Annotated in this window: 20 protein-coding genes; 19 read left to right on the top strand and 1 reads right to left on the bottom strand. The window is 38.6% G+C overall.

The window, feature by feature from the left end; translation table 11 throughout:
- Window positions 1-65: 65 nt before the first annotated feature.
- The 16 genes from A5889_RS15840 (at window position 66) to A5889_RS15915 (ending at window position 15,192) form a co-directional block, all read left to right on the top strand.
- The gene (locus A5889_RS15840; RefSeq protein WP_087639740.1) at window positions 66-830 is read left to right on the top strand and encodes an alpha/beta hydrolase; all 765 of its coding nucleotides are present in this window, start codon (window positions 66-68) and stop codon (window positions 828-830) included.
- Window positions 827-3,187, top strand: coding sequence for a ribonuclease R (gene rnr / locus A5889_RS15845; RefSeq protein WP_087639741.1), 2,361 nt, complete (start codon window positions 827-829; stop codon window positions 3,185-3,187). Before A5889_RS15840 ends, rnr begins: the two co-directional genes overlap by 4 nt.
- A gap of 18 nt (window positions 3,188-3,205) precedes the next feature.
- On the top strand, window positions 3,206-3,670 hold the full coding sequence (gene smpB, locus A5889_RS15850; RefSeq protein ID WP_087639742.1) for an SsrA-binding protein SmpB: 465 nt from the start codon (window positions 3,206-3,208) through the stop codon (window positions 3,668-3,670).
- Between the two features lie 338 nt (window positions 3,671-4,008).
- The gene (gene atpB / locus A5889_RS15855) at window positions 4,009-4,725 is read left to right on the top strand and encodes a F0F1 ATP synthase subunit A (RefSeq protein WP_069664116.1); all 717 of its coding nucleotides are present in this window, start codon (window positions 4,009-4,011) and stop codon (window positions 4,723-4,725) included.
- Window positions 4,726-4,760: 35 nt separating this feature from the next.
- Window positions 4,761-4,982: a F0F1 ATP synthase subunit C gene (gene atpE, locus A5889_RS15860; protein ID WP_086331600.1), complete on the top strand. Its 222-nt coding sequence runs from the start codon at window positions 4,761-4,763 to the stop codon at window positions 4,980-4,982.
- Window positions 4,983-5,416: 434 nt separating this feature from the next.
- Window positions 5,417-5,944, top strand: a complete 528-nt coding sequence (gene atpF / locus A5889_RS15865) for a F0F1 ATP synthase subunit B (protein ID WP_087639743.1) — start codon at window positions 5,417-5,419, stop codon at window positions 5,942-5,944.
- Window positions 5,931-6,473, top strand: a complete 543-nt coding sequence (gene atpH, locus A5889_RS15870) for an ATP synthase F1 subunit delta (RefSeq protein ID WP_087639744.1) — start codon at window positions 5,931-5,933, stop codon at window positions 6,471-6,473. Before atpF ends, atpH begins: the two co-directional genes overlap by 14 nt.
- A gap of 28 nt (window positions 6,474-6,501) precedes the next feature.
- Complete coding sequence (atpA, locus tag A5889_RS15875) at window positions 6,502-8,058, top strand: F0F1 ATP synthase subunit alpha (RefSeq protein WP_087639745.1); 1,557 nt, start codon at window positions 6,502-6,504, stop codon at window positions 8,056-8,058.
- 15 nt (window positions 8,059-8,073) lie between these two features.
- Window positions 8,074-8,991 carry a F0F1 ATP synthase subunit gamma gene (locus A5889_RS15880; RefSeq protein WP_087639746.1) on the top strand — a complete coding sequence of 306 codons (918 nt, stop codon included), beginning with the start codon at window positions 8,074-8,076 and terminating at the stop codon, window positions 8,989-8,991.
- Window positions 8,992-9,271: 280 nt separating this feature from the next.
- Window positions 9,272-10,678 carry a F0F1 ATP synthase subunit beta gene (gene atpD / locus A5889_RS15885; RefSeq protein ID WP_087639747.1) on the top strand — a complete coding sequence of 469 codons (1,407 nt, stop codon included), beginning with the start codon at window positions 9,272-9,274 and terminating at the stop codon, window positions 10,676-10,678.
- A 15-nt stretch (window positions 10,679-10,693) separates the two neighbouring features.
- Window positions 10,694-11,113, top strand: coding sequence for a F0F1 ATP synthase subunit epsilon (locus A5889_RS15890; RefSeq protein WP_087639748.1), 420 nt, complete (start codon window positions 10,694-10,696; stop codon window positions 11,111-11,113).
- Window positions 11,114-11,663: 550 nt separating this feature from the next.
- The gene (locus A5889_RS15895; RefSeq protein ID WP_087639749.1) at window positions 11,664-11,900 is read left to right on the top strand and encodes a DUF1146 family protein; all 237 of its coding nucleotides are present in this window, start codon (window positions 11,664-11,666) and stop codon (window positions 11,898-11,900) included.
- A 105-nt stretch (window positions 11,901-12,005) separates the two neighbouring features.
- Window positions 12,006-13,304 carry a UDP-N-acetylglucosamine 1-carboxyvinyltransferase gene (gene murA / locus A5889_RS15900; protein WP_087639750.1) on the top strand — a complete coding sequence of 433 codons (1,299 nt, stop codon included), beginning with the start codon at window positions 12,006-12,008 and terminating at the stop codon, window positions 13,302-13,304.
- Between the two features lie 14 nt (window positions 13,305-13,318).
- Window positions 13,319-13,498, top strand: a complete 180-nt coding sequence (locus A5889_RS15905) for a DNA-directed RNA polymerase subunit beta (RefSeq protein ID WP_087639751.1) — start codon at window positions 13,319-13,321, stop codon at window positions 13,496-13,498.
- Between the two features lie 160 nt (window positions 13,499-13,658).
- Window positions 13,659-14,021 carry a PTS glucitol/sorbitol transporter subunit IIA gene (locus A5889_RS15910; protein WP_087639752.1) on the top strand — a complete coding sequence of 121 codons (363 nt, stop codon included), beginning with the start codon at window positions 13,659-13,661 and terminating at the stop codon, window positions 14,019-14,021.
- Window positions 14,022-14,025: 4 nt separating this feature from the next.
- The gene (locus A5889_RS15915; protein WP_087639753.1) at window positions 14,026-15,192 is read left to right on the top strand and encodes an AI-2E family transporter; all 1,167 of its coding nucleotides are present in this window, start codon (window positions 14,026-14,028) and stop codon (window positions 15,190-15,192) included.
- 57 nt (window positions 15,193-15,249) lie between these two features.
- On the opposite strand, the gene A5889_RS15920 is transcribed toward A5889_RS15915, so the two are convergent.
- On the bottom strand, window positions 15,250-15,870 hold the full coding sequence (locus tag A5889_RS15920) for an FMN-dependent NADH-azoreductase (RefSeq protein WP_087639754.1): 621 nt from the start codon (window positions 15,868-15,870) through the stop codon (window positions 15,250-15,252).
- A 406-nt stretch (window positions 15,871-16,276) separates the two neighbouring features.
- On the opposite strand from A5889_RS15920, the gene licT reads away from it, so the two are divergent.
- From licT to A5889_RS15935, 3 genes are all read left to right on the top strand, one after another.
- Window positions 16,277-17,116 carry a BglG family transcription antiterminator LicT gene (gene licT, locus A5889_RS15925; protein WP_087639755.1) on the top strand — a complete coding sequence of 280 codons (840 nt, stop codon included), beginning with the start codon at window positions 16,277-16,279 and terminating at the stop codon, window positions 17,114-17,116.
- A 230-nt stretch (window positions 17,117-17,346) separates the two neighbouring features.
- The gene (locus A5889_RS15930; RefSeq protein ID WP_087639756.1) at window positions 17,347-19,218 is read left to right on the top strand and encodes a beta-glucoside-specific PTS transporter subunit IIABC; all 1,872 of its coding nucleotides are present in this window, start codon (window positions 17,347-17,349) and stop codon (window positions 19,216-19,218) included.
- 133 nt (window positions 19,219-19,351) lie between these two features.
- Window positions 19,352-20,800, top strand: coding sequence for a glycoside hydrolase family 1 protein (locus tag A5889_RS15935; RefSeq protein WP_087639757.1), 1,449 nt, complete (start codon window positions 19,352-19,354; stop codon window positions 20,798-20,800).
- Window positions 20,801-20,911 lie beyond the last annotated feature (111 nt).

The raw sequence follows: 20,911 nt of genomic DNA on the forward strand, positions 1-20,911 counted from the left end.
AACCTTTCTTTTCATAAGGTTTTCAGCCGATAATGTGCTAAAATGAGGATGAGGTGAATCATAGAATGAAAATAACAAATCTACCTAAACCATTATTTACCGAAAATGGTCCTCGTGCAGTTCTTTTACTGCATGCATATTCAGGAAGCAGCAATGACATGCGTATGCTTAGTCGCTATTTAGAAAAAGAAAACTACACGGTGTACTCACCAAATTTTTCCGGTCATGCAACGTTTGATCCGGAAAATATTTTGGAAAAAACAACAGTAGACTGGCAGCAGGACACAATAAATGCTCTTCAATTTTTAAAAGAAAAAGGCTATTCGCAAATCGCTGTTTTTGGTCTTTCAATGGGCGGGATTTTCGCAACAGCAGCATTAGCAGATCAATTAGAAGGTGTGATCGGCGGAGGATTTTTCTGCTCACCGATTTTTCCAGTCAAAAACAATGTACCTGAAAATTTTGCTTTGTATGCGGAGCAAGTATTGAGCATTGCTGGTGTTCCAGAAGATGAGCGCATCGACCGCTTAACCAACATCAAGGCTGACTCTCACGAACAGCTAGCAGATATTGAACAGTTTTCCACTAAAACAGCTGAAAAATTGAATCAAGTACAGGTGCCATTTTTTATGGCTCAAGCTGGTAATGATGAAATGATTGATGCGACAGGTGTCTATCAAAGCGCTAAAGCACTCACACAAACACGATTTACATTAAACTGGTATCCAAACGGTGGACATGCTGTAACAGTTGGACCAGAACATAAACAATTAGAACAAGACGTGGCAGCATTTTTAAACACACTGTCTTGGAATGAGGAGAACGAATGACAAAACAAACAATCAAGGAGAATATCCTGTTTTTCATGGAAAATCATAGTAAGAAAAGCTTTTCTATGGAAGAAATTGCGGAGGGACTTAAGCTGCAAAAAAGTGCAGATTTTAAGCTGCTGGTTCAAACAGTCGCAGCAATGGAACGGGAAAAATCCGTAGAATTTACTAAAAAAGGCAAAATCAAGTTGCGGCAAAAGGATGTAACAGTCGAAGGCATTTTTCGTGCGAATGAACGCGGCTTTGGTTTTGTGACGATCGATCCGGAAGAAGCGGATGTATATATCCCAAAAGAAGCAGTCAATTTTGCAATGGATGGGGACACTGTAGCGATCGATATTGTGCAAACTGCTGATCCTTTTTCTGATCGCGGAGCAGAAGGCAAAATCGTCGAGATCAAAACAAGAGCGATTACTCAAGTCGTAGGCGAATTTATCGCTTATGATGACAAAGAAGTCAGTGAAACCGATCTGTATGGTTATGCAGTGCCAAAGGATAAAAAGATGGCAGGACTAACCTTCAATATTGCAGCCCAAGGAATCAAACCAGTCGACGGCAGCATTGTGATCGTCGAAGTGACACATTATCCTGAGAAAGAATACCCAAGAAGTTTGGAAGGATTGGTCAAAAAAGTCGTTGGACATAAAAATGATCCAGGCATGGATATTTTATCGATCGTTGTTGCCCATGGAATTCCAACAAGCTTTCCAGATCCTGTCCTTGACGAAGCAGATAAAGTACCAGATGCTATTTCAGAGGATGATATAAAGGGACGCAGAGATTTGCGTGATCAATTGATCGTAACGATCGATGGAGAAGATGCAAAAGATTTAGATGATGCGGTCACTGTTCAAAAATTAGAAAATGGGAACTATTTCTTAGGTGTGCATATCGCTGATGTCTCTTACTATGTAACAGAAGGCAGCGAACTTGATATTGAAGCCTATGAACGTGGAACAAGTGTTTATTTGACAGATCGTGTAGTACCGATGATTCCTCAACGATTATCAAATGGTATTTGTTCATTGAATCCACATGTTCCTCGTCTAACGATGAGCTGTGAAATGGAGATCACGCCGGAAGGTCATGTAGTCAAACATGATATTTTCCGAAGTGTGATTCAAACTGCCGAGCGAATGACCTATACGGCAGTCAATGAGATTCTAGAGGAACAAAATCCTGAAACAATGGAGCGATACAAAGAGTTAGTTCCTATGTTTAAGGAAATGGGTGAACTTCACCAAATACTTGAACAAATGCGGGAGACACGAGGAGCGATCTCATTTGAAGATCGTGAAGCTAAGGTATTGGTTGACGCCAAGGGGCATCCACAAGATATCTTATTGCGAACACGTGGTGTTGGTGAGCGTTTGATCGAGTCCTTCATGCTGGCTGCTAATGAAACAGTCGCGAAGCACTACCATGATCTTAAATTACCGTTTATTTATCGGATCCATGAACAGCCGAAAGAAGAAAAGATGCAGCGATTCTTCGATTTTGCAGCAGTTTTAGGAATTTTAGTCAAGGGAACAAAAACAGATATCACACCAAAGGATCTTCAGAGAGTATTAGAGCAAGTAGCTGATAAACCCGAAGAAGCAGTTATCAATACAATGCTGTTGCGCAGTATGCAGCAAGCGCGTTACTCTGAGGATAATTATGGACACTATGGTCTAGCAGCCGAATACTATACGCATTTTACATCACCGATCAGACGATATCCAGATTTGATCGTTCATCGTTTGATCCGCAGCTATGAAGGAAATGTTTCTGAAAAACTGAAAGAAAAGTGGGAACAACATTTACCTGATATCGCAGACCATAGTTCAAAAATGGAGCGACGCGCAGTTGAAGCGGAACGCGAAGTCGATGCAATGAAGAAAGCTGAATTTATGGCAGATAAGATCGGTGAAGAATATCAAGGGATCATCAGTTCAGTCGCTCGCTTTGGTTTCTTTGTGGAATTACCAAATACGATCGAAGGCTTGATTCACGTCAACAATTTGAAACAAGATTATTTCCATTATATCGAAAACCACATGGCGCTGGTTGGTGAACGTACAGGTATGACCTTGAAGATCGGTCAAAAAGTTAAGGTTAGAGTAGAAAAGGCCGATCCGGAAACACGTGAGATCGATTTTGAATTTTTAGAAGCAGAAGAAGTTGAGAGACTGGAAGCACCTAAACAAAAGAAACGGCAAGATGGTCGTAAACGACGTGATGATCGTAAAGATCGGGAGCGTGGTCGTGATAAGAAACCATTTACCCAAAAGAAAAACAAGAAAAAAGGTAAGAAACCTTTTTATAAAGAAGTTGCTAAGAAAAAAGGTAAAGGCAAAAAAACGAAGAAAAAATAAGAAATTGGAGGTACAGCTATGCCAAAAGGAGAAGGCAAATTGATTGCCCAAAATCGAAAAGCTAGGCATGACTATACTGTTGTTGATACAATGGAAGCAGGAATGGTTTTACAAGGAACCGAAATCAAGTCGATCCGCAATAGCCGCATCAATTTGAAAGATGGTTTCGTACGTATCAGAAATGGCGAAGCTTATTTACTCAATGTGCATATTAGTCCTTATGAGCAAGGAAATATCTTTAATCACGATCCTTTGCGCACAAGAAAACTATTATTGCATAAAAAGCAAATCGCGAAATTGACGACGGAAACGAAAAACACAGGAATCACAATCATTCCATTGAAAGTTTACATTCGAAACGGCTATGCGAAAGTCCTGATCGGACTTGCTAAAGGGAAAAAGCAATATGACAAACGAGAAGACTTAAAACGCAAAGAAATCAATCGGGAAATCGATCGTACATTAAAAAATAATTTGCGATAAATGATTAAATTTTTTGTTGTTTTTTGATAGAAAAAGTGCTTTTAAGTGGTTATTTTATTCTTTTTCGCATATTTCATTTCTTTGCTTTATCTTATGCGGAAAATTTGATAGAGTGTAAGGGCACTGATGAGTTTTCATCGTTTTTTCAGTAACTCGTCTTCATGCCGTCAGATACCATTAGGACCCTATTCTTTTAATCTTTTGTCAGATCAAAAGAAGTGTCTTATTTTCATAGATTTTTTTTGATATTATTCATTGATGGTGGTATGATACGTGTGATTAAAAAAGAGAAGCAAAAAACGCTTCTTATAAGTTTGTTGGAAAAGAGGTGAAATAAGTTGGAAGAGAAGACACTACTCTTCAAAATTGGGCCGATTTGGTTTGATGGCACCATTTGTTTAATGGTACTGTTGACATGTGTTATTGTCTTTGGGATCGTTTATTTCTGCACAAGAAATCTTCAAATGAAACCAAAAGGCAAGCAAAATGTGATTGAGTATCTCATTGATTTTGTTCGGGGGATCATTACCGACAATATGCCAAGTAAAGAAGTATCGAATTTTCACCTACTTTCATTTACAATGTTTATGTTTGTCTTGGTTGCCAATATTATTGGCCTGGTGACAAAAGTTGTGATTGGTGATTATACGTATTGGAAGAGCCCAACGGCCGATCCATTAGTTACCTTGACCTTAGCATTGATCATGATCGTATTGACTCATTTCTTTAGTGTGAGTCGATTTGGATTGAAAGGTTATTTTAAAAATAGCTTTTTGAGTCCAGTAGCATTTTTGATGCCGATCAAGATCATGGAAGAATTTACGAACTTATTAACATTGGCATTACGTCTATACGGTAATATTTTTGCCGGAGAGGTTTTACTGGGATTGATCGCAAGTATTGTTTCAAGTACAGGTCTGTGGGCAATTCCCCTAGCGATACCGCTAGAGATGATCTGGCTGGCATTTTCAATATTTATCGGAGCGATCCAAGCATTTATCTTTGTTACATTATCAATGGTTTACATGGCTCATAAAGTTGAAGTCGAAGAATAAATAATAAAAACAATCATTTTTAGGAGGAAAACAACATGGATGGATTAAATTATATCGCAGCTGCAATCGCAGTTTTCGGAGCAGCAATCGGGGCAGCATATGGTAACGGAAAGGTTATCTCTAAAACACTTGAATCAATGACACGCCAACCAGAAATGGCTGGCCAATTAAGAACAACAATGTTTATCGGGGTAGCTTTAATCGAGGCGGTTCCAATTCTAGGTGTAGTTATTGCATTGTTATTAGTGTTCAAATAATTTCTTAGAAGGCAGGGCGCACAAAGTTTGAGAGAATGCGTGCTGCTTTCTTTGCTGCGAAACACAGCGATTGCTAAAAGCAGAGCTGATGTTGAGCAGTACTTGGCGAACGAAGGTGAGCGAAGTGACCAAACTAGGACTCACAGCGATTGCTAAATCAAAACTATTGTTGAGTTGTCCTTGGTAAGCAAAGTAGCCTCACTAGAATTCACCTACCGTTTTCCAAGACACAATTAGGAATCAGAAAGCTTAGAACTACGAACAAATAAAAAGTATGGGACTAAGCAGCTGATGAATAAAACGATAATAACTATTTATTAATAATAAAAGTACAAATGAGCTATTAATAAAATATGTTTTAGGTAAAGTGCAAGTCAGTTTAAAGTAAAACACAATCACCACCGAGAATTGCAGAGAAAGGAAGTTGATACTTCATGCTGAATCATTTAGTTATCGGCGAAGCGACCCCAAGTACAACACTTGGAACCATGATCGTCGTAAGTGGTGCTTTCCTTATTTTGATGCTTCTGATCAAGAAGTTTGCCTGGGAAGCAATCACCGAAATGTTGAAAAAACGTGAAGATAAAATTGCCAACGATTTAGATTCTGCAGAACAATCTCGACTAGCAGCAGCTAAGATGGAAGAAGAACGTCATGCAAAATTACTTTCTTCTAAATCCGAAGCAGCAGAAATCATCAAAGATGCGAAAGAGAGTGGAGATCAGAACCGCCAAAAAATCTTAACAGAAACCAATAATGAAGTATCACGTTTAAGAGAAAAAGCACGTCAAGATATTTCTCAAGAACATGATGAAGCGTTAGCTTCTGTAAAGGATGAAGTAGCGAGCCTATCTTTACAAATTGCAGAGAAAATTTTAAATAGAGAATTGACGCCAGATGCTCATGAAGCATTGATCGATTCTTATATTGAAGGCTTAGGTAAGTCAGATGAAGTTAGATAAATATACAGTAGGTAAACGTTACGGCAAAGCTTTGTTCGAGTTGGCAATTGAAAAGCAAGAAGCCGATGATGTTTATCATGATTTACTAACGTTAAGAGAAATTTTCCATGAAGTTCCTGATTTAGGTGAGATTTTGAGCGATGCTCGTCTTGAACCTTATGAAAAAGATGAGATCATGAATCAGTTGATCCGCGGATTTGATGGGACGATGAAAAACTTTTTGTACGTGGTCTATAATTACTCACGTATGAATGATCTGTTATTGATGATCGATGAGTATGAACGTAGATATGATGAGCATAAGAGTCTTTTACTTGGAACCGTATTAACGGCTGTTCCTTTATCAAAGGAGCAACATCAACGGATGGAAGAAAAAGCTGCAGCACTTTTAGGCTACGAACAAGCAAATCTGATCAATCTGATCGAGCCGGCAATCATTGGCGGTGTCGTGATCGAAGCGAATCATAAAGTAATAGACGGCAGTATCCAAAAACAACTAGAACGAATCCAAGAATTGTTAGTAAAATAACGTTCAGCACAATAAAGAGGTGAATTGAATGGCTATCAAAGCAGAAGAAATCAGTGCCTTGATTAAGGAACAAATCAAGAATTATCAACAAGAATTAGCAGTTGAAGAAGTTGGGACTGTCACATATGTCGGTGACGGGATCGCCCGTGCACACGGCTTAGAAAATGCGATGAGCGGAGAATTAGTTGAATTTTCCAATGGCTCATATGGAATGGCGCAAAACTTGGAAACAAATGATGTCGGTATCATTATTCTAGGTGATTTTGAAACCATTCGTGAAGGGGATAAAGTAACACGTACTGGAAAAATCATGGAAGTTCCTGTTGGAGAAGCAATGATCGGTCGTGTCGTTAATCCTTTAGGTCAGCCGATCGATGGGCTGGGTGAAATCAAAACGGATAAAACACGTCCTGTTGAAGCAGCAGCTCCAGGCGTTATGCAAAGAAAATCTGTTAACGAACCAATGCAGACAGGACTAAAAGCGATCGATGCGCTTGTACCGATCGGTCGCGGTCAGCGTGAGTTAGTTATTGGTGACCGTAAAACTGGGAAAACATCGATTGCGATCGATACGATCATCAACCAAAAAGGGCAAGATGTTATCTGTATCTATGTTGCGATCGGTCAAAAAGAATCCACAGTTCGTAACCAAGTCGAAACCTTGAGAAAATTTGGTGCACTTGATTATACGATCGTTGTCACTGCCGGTGCTTCTCAACCAGCACCATTATTATATATTGCGCCTTATGCAGGTGCTGCTATGGGTGAAGAGTTTATGTACAACGGCAAGCATGTGTTGATCACTTTTGATGATTTATCTAAACAAGCTGTTGCTTACCGTGAACTTTCTTTACTATTACGCCGTCCGCCAGGTCGGGAAGCTTATCCTGGGGATGTTTTCTACCTACATTCACGTTTATTAGAACGTGCAGCTAAATTAAGTGATGAATTAGGTGGCGGTTCAATGACCGCTTTACCGTTTGTAGAAACACAAGCGGGAGATATCTCTGCTTATATTCCAACAAACGTAATTTCGATCACAGATGGTCAAATCTTCTTAGAAAGCGATTTGTTCTATGCTGGGACTCGTCCAGCCGTAGATGCGGGTCTTTCCGTTTCACGTGTTGGTGGTTCAGCACAAATCAAAGCAATGAAAAAAGTTGCCGGAACACTTCGTTTAGATTTAGCCAGCTATCGTGAATTAGAAGCCTTTACTCAATTTGGTTCCGATTTAGATGCGGCGACACAAGCAAAATTAAACCGTGGCCGTCGAACAGTCGAAATCTTGAAGCAAAAATTACATGCACCATTAGCCGTGGAAAAACAAGTCGTGATTTTATACGCGCTGACTCGCGGATTTTTAGATAGTATCAGTGTTGCAAAAATCTTAGATTTTGAATCAGAACTATTTGATTATTTAGATGGTAAACATCCAGAAATTTTTGAAACCATTCGAACAACCAAAGACCTTCCAGAGTCAAAAGATTTAGATGCTGCAATAAATGAATACAAAGAAATCTTCAGCGCTGCCAATTCTGAGGGTTCAACAGCAAAAGATACCCTTGAATCCATTCAAAATGCATAAGAGAGGTGACAGGAAATGGGTGCTTCATTAAATGAAATCAAACAACGCATAGCTTCTACTAAAAAAACCAGTCAAATCACAAATGCGATGCAGATGGTTTCAGGAGCAAAGCTGACGAAATCAGAAGCGGCTTCTAGAAGCTTTCAAGAATATGCGTCCAAAATCCGTTCGATCGTTACTCATCTTGTTGCATCACAGTTGAATGACCTTGATGATCTAGACAATTTTGATTCCGAAGATTCTTCAGATCTGAACTATCATGCGATGTTAAAAGCACGTCCAGTGAAAAAGACTGGCTACATCGTTATCACCTCTGATAAAGGATTAGTTGGTGGTTATAATAGTTCGATCTTAAAACAAACGATGAAAATGATGAGTGATGATCACGACTCACAAGAAGAATTTGTTTTGATCGCAATTGGCGGAACTGGAGCTGATTTTTTCAAGGCTCGCGGCATCAATGTTGCATATGAATTGCGCGGACTGACTGATCAACCAACGTTTGATGAGGTCAGAAAAATCGTTTCAGCAGCAACATCAATGTATGAAAACGAAGTTTTTGATGAATTATATGTTTGTTATAATCACCACATCAATTCATTGACAAGCCAATTTCGAGTAGAAAAGATGCTGCCGATTTCAGATTTAGATCCGGAAGAAGCAACAACTTATGAGCAAGAATATATATTGGAACCTTCAAAAGAAGCGATCCTTGATAATTTATTGCCTCAATATGCGGAAAGCTTGATTTATGGAGCCATTATCGATGCCAAAACAGCTGAACATGCTGCTGGTATGACTGCTATGAAAACGGCAACGGATAATGCTCAAAATATTATTAGTGATTTAACGATTTCATATAACCGAGCTCGACAAGGAGCAATCACTCAAGAAATCACAGAGATCGTGGCTGGTGCAGCAGCACTAGAATAAGTAGGATGAAACACTATCTCTATAAACGGTATAAAACTATCAGGCGCTTCGACAGTTTCACACAAGTTAAATAGCCAAAAAGCGGCTAGTTATCTTGTGCTCCAACTGCTTTCGCCAAAGCGATAGTTTTGTGACCTCTACAAACGGTATAAAACTATCAGGCGCTTCGACAGTTTCACACAAGCTAAATAGCCAAAAAGTGGCTAGTTATCTTGTGCTCCAACTGCTCTTGCCAAAGTGATAGTTTCATGACCTCTATAAACGAAACGGAGGAAAAGACATGAGTTCAGGAAAGATTGTTGAAGTTATTGGTCCCGTTGTCGACGTGGAATTTTCACTAGATCAATCCTTACCAGATATCAATAATGCATTAGTCGTTTATAAAAACGGCGAACAAAAACAAAAAGTTGTATTAGAAGTTGCTTTGGAATTGGGCGATGGTGTTATCCGCTCGATCGCTATGGAATCAACAGATGGTCTGCAACGTGGAATGGAAGTTATCGACACAGGTAAACCAATTTCAGTTCCTGTAGGAAAAGAAACATTAGGACGTGTGTTCAATGTGTTAGGTGACACTATCGATTTGGAAGCACCATTCCCTGAAGAAGCAGAACGTAGCGGTATTCATAAAAAAGCGCCTGCTTTTGATGAACTTAGCACAAGTAATGAAATTTTGGAAACAGGGATCAAAGTAATCGATTTATTGGCTCCTTATTTAAAAGGGGGGAAAGTCGGACTTTTCGGGGGTGCCGGAGTAGGTAAAACCGTCTTGATCCAAGAATTGATCCATAATATTGCCCAAGAACACGGCGGTATTTCAGTATTTACCGGTGTAGGTGAACGAACTCGTGAAGGGAACGACCTTTATTTTGAAATGAAAGATTCCGGTGTTATTGAAAAAACAGCGATGGTGTTTGGACAAATGAACGAGCCGCCAGGTGCACGGATGCGTGTAGCACTGACCGGTTTGACGATCGCTGAGTATTTCCGTGACGTGGAAGGACAAGACGTATTGCTGTTTATTGACAATATTTTCCGTTTCACACAAGCGGGTTCAGAAGTGTCTGCCTTGTTAGGCCGGATGCCGTCAGCTGTAGGATATCAACCAACGTTAGCTACTGAAATGGGTCAATTGCAAGAACGTATAACCTCAACTAAAAAGGGTTCTATTACATCTATCCAAGCGATTTATGTGCCAGCCGATGACTATACTGACCCAGCTCCAGCAACTGCTTTCGCCCATTTGGATGCAACAACCAACTTAGAACGTCGTTTGACGGAGCAAGGAATCTACCCTGCGGTTGATCCGTTGGCTTCTTCATCTAGTGCCTTAGCGCCGGAAGTTGTTGGTGAAGAGCATTATGCAGTTGCAACAGAAGTGCAGCATGTACTTCAACGTTATCGTGAATTGCAAGATATCATCGCTATTTTAGGGATGGATGAATTATCTGATCAAGAAAAAATCTTGGTAGGACGCGCACGTCGAATTCAATTCTTCTTATCACAAAACTTCAATGTAGCAGAACAGTTCACTGGTCAGCCAGGTTCTTATGTGCCAGTTGCTGAAACCGTTAGAGGATTTAGAGAAATTCTTGATGGAAAATATGATGATCTACCAGAAGAAGCATTTCGTAGCGTCGGCAAGATCGAAGACGTCATTGAAAAAGCGAAAACGTTGAATTACTAGAAGGAGGGAACACAGATGGACTGTTTAACTGTAAATGTGGTTACTCCTAATGGTTTAGTTTATGATCACCGAGCAACGATCGTTGTGGCTAAAACGACGGATGGTGAGATCGGTATTTTGCCAAAACATGCGCCGATCATTGTTCCTTTAGCGATAGACGAGGTTCGTGTGAAAAGAACAGATTCCGACACTCACGTCGATTGGATCGCAGTCAATGGCGGTATCATGGAAGTTCGTGATGATGTTATCTCGATCATCGCAGATAGTGCGGAACGTGAACGAGACATTGACGTTAGCCGTGCTGAGAGAGCAAAACAGCGTGCTGAACGGATGATCCAAGAAGCGAAAGAAAATGCTAATACAGATGAATTGCGCCGAGCAACAGTTGCTTTACATCGAGCGATCAATCGGATCAATGTATCTAAACATACGTAATAGTATATTCTTCATTAAGAATAAAAGTCTGGGATAAAACTGTTTTCTAGTTTTATCCCAGACTTTTTCTTGTTTTAAAAGTATACATGGATTTGAGAGATAAAAAGTAATTAATTAAAAAATAAGAAACATTATTTTTTGTTTTTGCTGATTTGTGATAAACTGGTTTTATGTTACTTAGTTAGAGAGATACATACTATTAAAAAATAAAGTTAGTGATGAACATTTTTTGTGGGAAAAAGCTCGATATCTCTCGAGAAAGAGATAAAACCTGAATGAGGTAAAAGCGCCTCAGTCCTATTTTCTAGTTGAGACTAATCGGGGTAATTCCGCTTTTGCTGAGAATCACAACGAAAGTATTTAAGTTGATGATGAACAGTACAAGACTTTCGTAAGAAAGTGTTGATCATTATTGTTATCTAGCTACACAGGCTAGCTCTTCGGAAAAAAGATAAATATTGAGTGAGGCAAAGAGCGCCTCAATCAATATTTCCTATTTTCTAGTCAAGACTAAGCGGGCTCATTCCGCTTTTAATTTAAGGAGTATATTATGCAATTTTATGGAATTGATGCGTTGATTCGGATCATTTGTCACATGCTGTTTATTTATGTAAGTTTTTGGGCAATGCAGTCTATTCGGATCGAGCAGTTTTTTAAAGCGCATTTGACGAATCAGGTGCGTTTGCTGATTGTGTTATTTTCAATTGTGATCGGTTATACAGTCAGTTCATTCTTCTTAGAATTTATTGCGTTGTGCCGTAATTTATTCATAGTATTTTTCCAATAAGAATGAAGAATGAAAAGAAAAGGTACTATTTTTTATAAAATAGTGGTATAATAGAAAAGATTTTGGATCGAGACGTCCAATTCTAATTTTTTTGGGGGGAACAAAATGGAACAAATTATTGTTCATGGTGGTAACCAATTAAAAGGAACTGTGAAGATCGAAGGGGCTAAAAATGCAGTATTACCTATTTTAGCAGCGACCCTATTAGCAGAAGAAGGAACAACGACATTAAATAATGTACCGATTCTTTCTGATGTATTTACAATGAACCAAGTAATTAAACATTTAAATGTAGATATTGATTTCAATGAAGAATTAAACCAAGTTAAAATAGATGCGACTCAACCGTTAGGCATTGAAGCAAATTATGAATATGTTAGCCAAATGAGAGCATCGATAGTCGTTATGGGGCCATTATTGGCTCGTAATGGGCATGCTAAAGTAGCAATGCCTGGTGGCTGTGCCATCGGTAAACGCCCAATTGATTTACATTTAAAAGGATTTCAAGCATTGGGTGCGACGATCATCCAGAAAAATGGATATATTGAAGCCATTGCTGAAGAATTAACAGGAAACACGATTTATTTAGATTTTCCAAGTGTTGGAGCAACACAAAATATCATGATGGCGGCTGTTAAAGCAAAAGGTACTACGATCATCGAAAACGTGGCTAGAGAACCTGAAATCGTTGATTTAGCTAATGTCCTTAATAAAATGGGTGCGAAAATCATTGGTGCTGGGACTGAAACGATGCGTATCGAAGGCGTTGAAAAACTTCATGCTGTTGAACATTCGATCGTTCAAGACCGTATTGAAGCAGGTACTTTCATGGTGGCTGCGGCAATGACACAAGGGGATGTACTGATCGAAGAAGCTATTCCAGAACACAACCGTCCGTTGATTTCTAAATTGACTGAAATGGGTGCTGTGATTCGTGAAGAAAGAGGCGGTTTACGTGTTGTTGGTCCTAAAGTGATCAAACCAACTGATGTTAAAACTTTACCTCATCCAGGTTTCCCAACAGATATGCAAGCACAAATGACAGCGATGCAAATGGTAGCGGATGGCTCAAGTGTTATCACTGAAACTGTTTTTGAAAATCGTTTCCAACATCTTGAAGAAATGCAGCGTATGAATGCAGACGTGAAGATCGATGGAAATGTTGCTATCATCAATGGGACACAACGTTTACAAGGAGCTGCTGTCGAAGCAACAGATTTACGTGCAGCTGCAGCATTGATTTTAGTTGGTTTACGTGCTGAAGGGATCACTCGTGTCTCTCATCTAGAGTATCTAGACCGCGGTTATTATAAATTCCATGAAAAACTTCAAAAACTTGGAGCAAAAGTGGAACGTGTCAACGACGAAAAAGTTGTTGAAAAAAATCTATCTGCAATTCTTTAAAAGGGGAAAAAAATATGAGTTCGACACGCTATATAATAGTGACTTTGTTGAAAGTCTTAGTTGTGATTTCTTTAGTGATCATTTTATTTGTTGCCGGTACGATGATCGGTTACGGTGTGATCGGTGGAGGAAATCCTAAAGATGTATTTAAAGAAGAAATTTGGGCTCATATTCTAGACTTTTTTAAATCTTGATAATGAATCACTACAAACGTTTTGTTTGTGGTGATTTTTTTCGTTTTAGATAAAAAGTGATAAGAAAATAAGAATCGTGTTTTAGTTCAAAATAGTGATTTAGAAAAAATGTTCTATGTTATAATTAAAAGTGAATACTAGATGAAGGGAAGATTATGTGATGAAAGCAATAGTTACCGAAATTGGTGCAAAAGCCTTGGATGAAAAAGAACCAATGATCATTCTATTTGGTGAAAGTGCCACAGAAGGACTAAAAGAATATTCCGTAATTCAAAAATTTCAAGAAACACGATCATTGAAAATGAAAGAAGGAGACCGACTAAAAATTGACGAACAGGAATACACGATTCGTTATGTGGGGTCATATGCGAATGAAAATTTAAACAGCATTGCCCATGTCACTTTAGTTTTTACTGATATACCTGAGGAAGATCCTATTGTCAATGGTTTATATCTTGATCCAACAACCCTTCCGAAGATTCAGATCGGAACAACAATTGACTATGTGTCTTCTGGAGTGTGATTAAATGAAAAATGAAAAGGACAAAGAAAAACGCCTTTCGTGGTTTTGGCGTTGGTTCTTGAATAATCAAGTGGTCACAGCTTTATTGATCGTATTGCTGATTTTATTGATCATTTTGGTTTTTACTAAGGTTTCCTACCTGTTTACACCAGTCTGGCAGTTTATTGGTGTCGTCGGCCTACCATTGATCATGGCAGGTATCTTGTATTATTTAATGAATCCAGTAGTTGATTTCTTGGAAAAGAAGCAGATTCCAAGGATTTGGAGCATCATTGGCTTGTTCATTATCGTTGTTGCATTGATCATTTGGGGATTAGTTGTAATTGTTCCAAAAATACAAGAGCAAACCATTAGCTTTGGGAATCATTTCCCTCAATATATCGAAACGATCGATAAAAAGATGCAGGAAATTTTAAGTGATCCGCTTTTCGCGCAATTCCGTACACAGTTAGAGGATATGGGCGATAAATTGACTAATTCATTAGGTGATGTGATCCGCAATATCTCTACGTTTACCGTTCAAGGATTAGGAAGTTTTGTGGGCGCTGTAGCAACTGTCTTTGTGGCAATCGTTACGATGCCATTCATTTTGTTCTATCTTCTAAAGGACGGCAAACAGTTGGCTCCTTATCTTATGAAATTTTTACCAAATAAAATGCGTAAGCCAACATTGAGGGTCTTGAGTGAAGTGAATGAACAAGTGTCATCTTATATTCGCGGGCAGTTGACGGTTGCGTTTGCAGTTGCGGTGATGTTCATTATAGGGTTTTCGGTCATCGGGCTTGATTATGCGATCACGTTAGGGATCACAGCTGGATTTTTGAATTTGATTCCATATCTTGGTTCATTTTTAGCAATGATTCCGGCTATATTTTTGGGGATCGTAGGCGGTCCTGTTCTGTTAATAAAAGTTTTAGTCGTTTTTGTTATTGAACAAACGATCGAGGGCCGTGTGATTTCACCGCTTGTTTTAGGTAGTCAGCTGGATATTCATCCAGTAACGATTTTAGTGGTTTTATTGACCTCTGGGAAGCTTTTTGGTGTGGTAGGAGTGATTTTAGGTATTCCAGTCTATGCTGCGGCTAAAGTTATCATTACCCATATTTTTGAGTGGTATAAAGATGTATCAAGTTTGTATCATGAAGAAGAGGGACAAAATCAAGAAGAATAAAAGAAGAGCGTGGGACAAAACTGATTTTTAGTTTTGTCCCACGCTCTTTTTTTTATTTTAAAAAGTTTTACCTAAAGTCGTTGCTTGGTTCATTGCTGTTTCTAATAATTCTTCTGCTCTATCTGGGAAATGGTCGATTCCTTCAATAAATAATTGATCGACTTGAGAAACTCCGATGAAGTTTAAGATCCCTTTAACATATTGTGACGCGAAATCTTGTCCTTCATAAAAGCCGCCATTTGATTGGATGTGTAGAGCTTTTTTACCTTCAGTTAAAGGTTTTGGTCCTTCTTCAGTATATTTGAACGTTTTGCCGGCAACGTTGATCGTATCGACCCATGCTTTCAAACGAGTAGGTACGTTTAAGTTCCATAAGGCATTTGCAATAACAACTTTATCAGCAGCTAAGAATTGATCAGTCAACTCGTTGAAACGTGCTACTTTTGATTGTTGGCTTTCGTTTAAAGCTGTAAATTCTGTACCAGTACGTAATGCTCCCCAACCAGATAATAATTCTTCATCGATTTCAGGAACATAATCAGCATAAACATCAAGAACATCGATTTCATCCGCTGGATTTTCTGATTTATAGCTTTCTAAAAAAGTTTCTAATGCACGTACAGAACGTGATTCTTCTTTTGTAAGCGGGTGTGCTTTGACAACTAATAATTTTGACATATAAAATCTCCTTTAAATACCTAAGTATCTTTATTTGTAAACAAGACTTATTTTACTAATAAAAAGTAAGAAAATCAATGTTTTTGCGAAAATTATATAAAAATTGTTTGTATATGATTTTTTGGTAAAAAACATCGAGTGTTTGAGCAGCCATAAATCTTTATTTTGTGGATGATCTCTTTTGGAGTCATATTCTGAGATGGAACACCGTATTTTTTATTCGATTCTAAAAAAATTCTCAATTCCTTTTTTGAAAAGGGTTGCATCTATTTTAAAATAATGGTATGCTAAGCATGCATTAAGGATTGTTACTGTTCGGCAGGCAAAACCAGAATCTTCCATAAGTTTGTAGTAGTGGGCGGATTCTAGGTTTTTTTCATTTGTATTTGTAAAAGTGAGGTTCATCATGTATATTGAAAAAATTTTAAACAACAATGTCGTTATGACAAAAAATGAATCAGGTGAAGAAATTGTCTGTATGGGCCGTGGATTAGCATTTCAAAAAAAAGTTGGAGACTTGATCGATCCAACCTTTATTGAAAAAGAGTTTGTTCTAAAAGATTCTGTTACCTCAGGACAATTTCAGCAATTATTTGCAGATATTCCTATGGAGGAAGTCGAGGTCGTTAAAAAGATCGTTGATATGGCAGAAGCTGATTTAGGGATCGAGCTCTCTTCAAATATCTACTTAACGTTGACGGATCATATCCATTATGCGATCATGCGGGCAAAAGAAGGATTGGAGATGCCCAATCCATTGATGTTTGAGACTAAAAAGTTTTATCCTAAAGAGTTTGCGATCGCTAAAAAAGGTGTAGAGTTGATCAAAGAGAAATTAGCTGTTGATTTTTCTGAGAGTGAAGCAGGATTCATTGCTTTTCATATCGTCAATAGTGAACAAGCAAACGGGAATATGGAAGTGACCATGTCAGCTACTGAGATGGTACGGGATATCTTGACGATCATTAGCCGTTACTTTGGGAAACCATTTGACGAAGATTCCTTGAATTATCAACGAATCGTGACACATCTGCAGTATTTTGCACAACGCTATCTGCAAAATGAAGCGCACGATGAAGAAGATGATTTTCTCTATGAATTGATTCAAAGTAAGTATCCGAAAGCATTTCAATCGGTACAAAGAATCAATGATTATCTAGTTAAGACATATCAAAAGCCGATCGATAAGGCTGAACAAATTTATCTAACCATACATATCCAACGAGTGGTTGGAGATAAAAAGTAGTTTCATCAAAAACATTCAATCATAGCGGATTGTTACTGATTAGCAGGCAAAACCTAGATTGAAAAAACAAACGATTCATCTATACGTATCTTTTCTTTATGTATAGGCGAGTATTGTTTTTTCAGTTTAGGTTTTTTTATATAAAAAAATCAAAAATATGGACGGTTCTCTTTTCATTTAATGAGAAAGAGCACTTAGCCTGATAAAATTAAGCAAGGGAGAAAATGATTATGAGTAAAAATCAAGAAATCGCTGAACGCGTGTTATCGATGGTTGGCGGAGAAGAGAATGTAAATAGCGTTGTACACTGTGCAACTCGTTTACGTTTCAAATTGAAAGACGAGGAGAAAGCAGCAACTGATAAGCTAAATCAAGATCCAGATGTCATTCAAGTCGTTAGAAGCGGCGGACAATATCAAGTCGTTATCGGAAGTCATGTTAGTGATGTTTATAAGGAATTGATGGCTCACAGTGGTTTAGGGGACAATAGTGATTCTAAAGATGAAGGACCTAAAGGAAATATCTTTAATCAATTGATCGATATTATTTCTTCTATCTTTACACCATTTTTAGGCGCAATGGCAGGAGCTGGGGTCTTAAAAGGGTTCTTGACTTTAGCGCTCACATTGAATTGGTTGACAGCAGAATCTGGTGTCTATGTAGTACTTTTTTCTATCGCTGATGGTATTTTTACCTTCTTACCGATTCTTCTAGCATTCACGGCGGCGAAGAAATTTAAGACAAATGAATTTTTGGCAGTCTGTTTAGCGATGGCGTTAGTTCATCCAAGTATTTCGGCACTAGCAGGTAATACTTTAAGCTTTGCTGGAATTCCAGTGATTATCGGTGCAAGTGCGTATACGTCTTCAGTTATTCCAATTATTTTGGCTGTGTTCGTACAAAGCTATGTTGAACGCTTTTTCAAAAAAGTTATTCCGTCATTCTTGCAAATTATCTGTGTTCCATTAGCAGTTTTCTTGGTAATGGCGCCAGTAACATTTATTGCGATCGGTCCGATCGGTACAATTTTAGGTGATCTATTAGGTAAAGGCTACAATGGTATTTATGGTTTTAGTCCAATTATCGCAGGTGCTGTAATGGGTGGTTTATGGCAAGTATTCGTAATGTTTGGGATGCACTGGGGCTTTGTGCCGATCATGATGCTAAACTTATCTGAAGCAGGCGGTGGTGTTGATACAATGGCGCCAATGTTATTACCAGCTGTTTTAGCACAGGGTGGTGCAGCTTTAGCCGTGTTCTTCATGACAAAGAATGTAAAATTGAAAGGTTTAGCATTATCATCTGCAATGACTTCTGTCTTTGGGATTACTGAGCCAACTGTTTATGGTGTAACGCTTCCTCTGAAAAGACCATTTATCGCCGCTTGTATCGGTGGTGCGATCGGTGGTGCATATATTGGCTTTAGTCATGTTCAAAACTTTGTATTTGGGTTGATCAGCTTGTTGAGCTTACCAGGATTTATTCCGCAAGAAACAAAAGATACATCAGGTATGATCGCAGCGATCATCGGAACGGCTATCGCCTTTGTAGTTGCCTTTGTTCTAACATTTATCTTGAGATTTGATGACAAAGTTGAAGCTGCTGGAACACAAGAAACAAAAGAAAGTCAAACAGCTGCAAAAGGTGATAAAATTGTTTTATCCAGTCCATTAACAGGTGCAATCGTTCCTTTAGATAAAGTAGAAGATCAAGTGTTTTCATCTGGCGCTTTAGGGAAAGGAATTGCAGTTGAACCAACAGTCGGTGAACTTTATGCTCCGGCAGATGGAGAAATCACTACGTTGTTCCCAACAGGGCATGCAGTTGGTATTACTACCACTGATGGAGCGGAAGTGCTGATGCATATTGGCATGGACACTGTTGAAATGAATGGTGACGGCTTTGAAATACTTGCAAAACAAGGGGATAAAGTGAAACAAGGTGATTTATTGATCAAATTTGATATCGATAAAATCAAAGAAGCTGGACATCCAGTTGTTACGCCGATCGTCGTAACAAATAGTGCTGATTTTCTTGATGTATTAGATATGAATCAAACAGAAGTGCTTCATGGTGAAGACTTCCTGGCAGTGGTTCGCTAAAAAGATTTTTGGCTATTTGAAGTAGTATCAAGGAAAACCGGATAAAAATAGAGTCAAGTTGAAAGCAGCTCTATTTTTTCTAACGAGGATCAAATGGGCTTGTCACGCTTATAAATTTAAGGAGGACGATTATATGTCAAACAAAACTACTGCATTTCCAAAGGGATTTTTATGGGGCGGTGCAACAGCAGCGAATCAGCTAGAAGGAGCCTATCTTTCAGATGGTAAAGGATTATCTGTTGCAGATGCGATGCCTGGTGGCAAGCAGCGTTTTCAAGTGTTAGGCAGTGATACCTTTAATTGGGAGATCGATGAGGATAAATATATTTACCCAAATCATCGTGGCATCGATCATTATCACCGCTACAAAGAAGATATCGCACTATTTGCAAAAATGGGGTTCAAATGTTATCGCTTTTCTATCGCTTGGGCTAGAATTTTTCCTAAAGGAGACGAGTCTACGCCAAATGAAGCTGGCTTGAAGTTTTATGATCAAGTGATCGAAGAATGTTTGAAGCATGGGATAGAGCCTGTTGTGACGATTTCTCACTACGAAATGCCATTACATTTGGCTAAAGAATATGGCGGCTGGAAGAACCGTAAGTTGATCGATTTCTTTGAAACATATGCAACGGTCGTTTTGAATCGTTATGGTAAAAAAGTAAAATATTGGATGACCTTCAATGAGATCAATTCTGCTTTCCATTTTCCAGCACTTAGCCAGGGAATGGTCAAAGCGACTGGAGCCGGCGATTATCAAAATGTTTTCCAAGCATGGCATAATCAGTTTGTAGCAAGTGCTAAAGCAGTGAAAATCGGACACGAAATCAATCCAGATATGCAAATCGGATGTATGATCATTTATGCAACTACTTACAGTATCGATGCTAATCCTGTCAATCAAATGGCGACCTTAGCTCAAAATCAGGAATTCAACTTCTATTGTACGGATGCACAAGTTCGCGGTGAATATCCTGCTTATCAACAACGTATGTTTGAAAAATATGGTGTTTCTGCATTAGAAATGGGCGCAGATGACTTGGAATTGATGAAGAAATATACGGTAGACTATATTGGTTTCAGTTACTATATGTCATCAGCAGTCAATGAGACAGCTGAAGAAGAAGACACAGTGATTGGAAACTTACTAGGTGGTGTACGTAATCCATTCTTAGAAGCAAGTGAATGGGGCTGGCAAATCGATCCAGAAGGCTTGAGAATTGCATTGAATGAATTGTATGACCGTTACCAAAAACCACTATTTATCGTTGAAAATGGCTTAGGAGCGATCGATAAGGTTGACGAGAACTTCTATGTAGAAGATGATTATCGTATCGATTATCTGCGTCGCCATATTGAAGCGATGTCTAATGCAATAAAAGATGGTGTTGATCTAATGGGCTATACGCCTTGGGGATGTATTGATCTTGTTAGTGCATCGACGGGTGAAATGAGCAAACGTTATGGCTTTATTTATGTAGATTTAGATGATAATGGCGAAGGAACATTGAATCGCTATGAGAAAAAATCGTTCAACTGGTATAAAAAAGTCATTGAAACAAATGGTCAGGATCTAAATTAATACTCTTGCAGCTGAACTGTAACTTTTCAAGTTATGGTCGGCTGCTTTTTTTAGTTGAAGCAATCGTTCAGTTATTGTATAGTTGTGCTAAGTTTTCAAAGGAGGAAAACC

This window comes from Enterococcus sp. 9D6_DIV0238 (genome assembly GCF_002174455.2).
Taxonomy (GTDB): Bacteria; Bacillota; Bacilli; order Lactobacillales; family Enterococcaceae; genus Enterococcus_L; species Enterococcus_L dunnyi.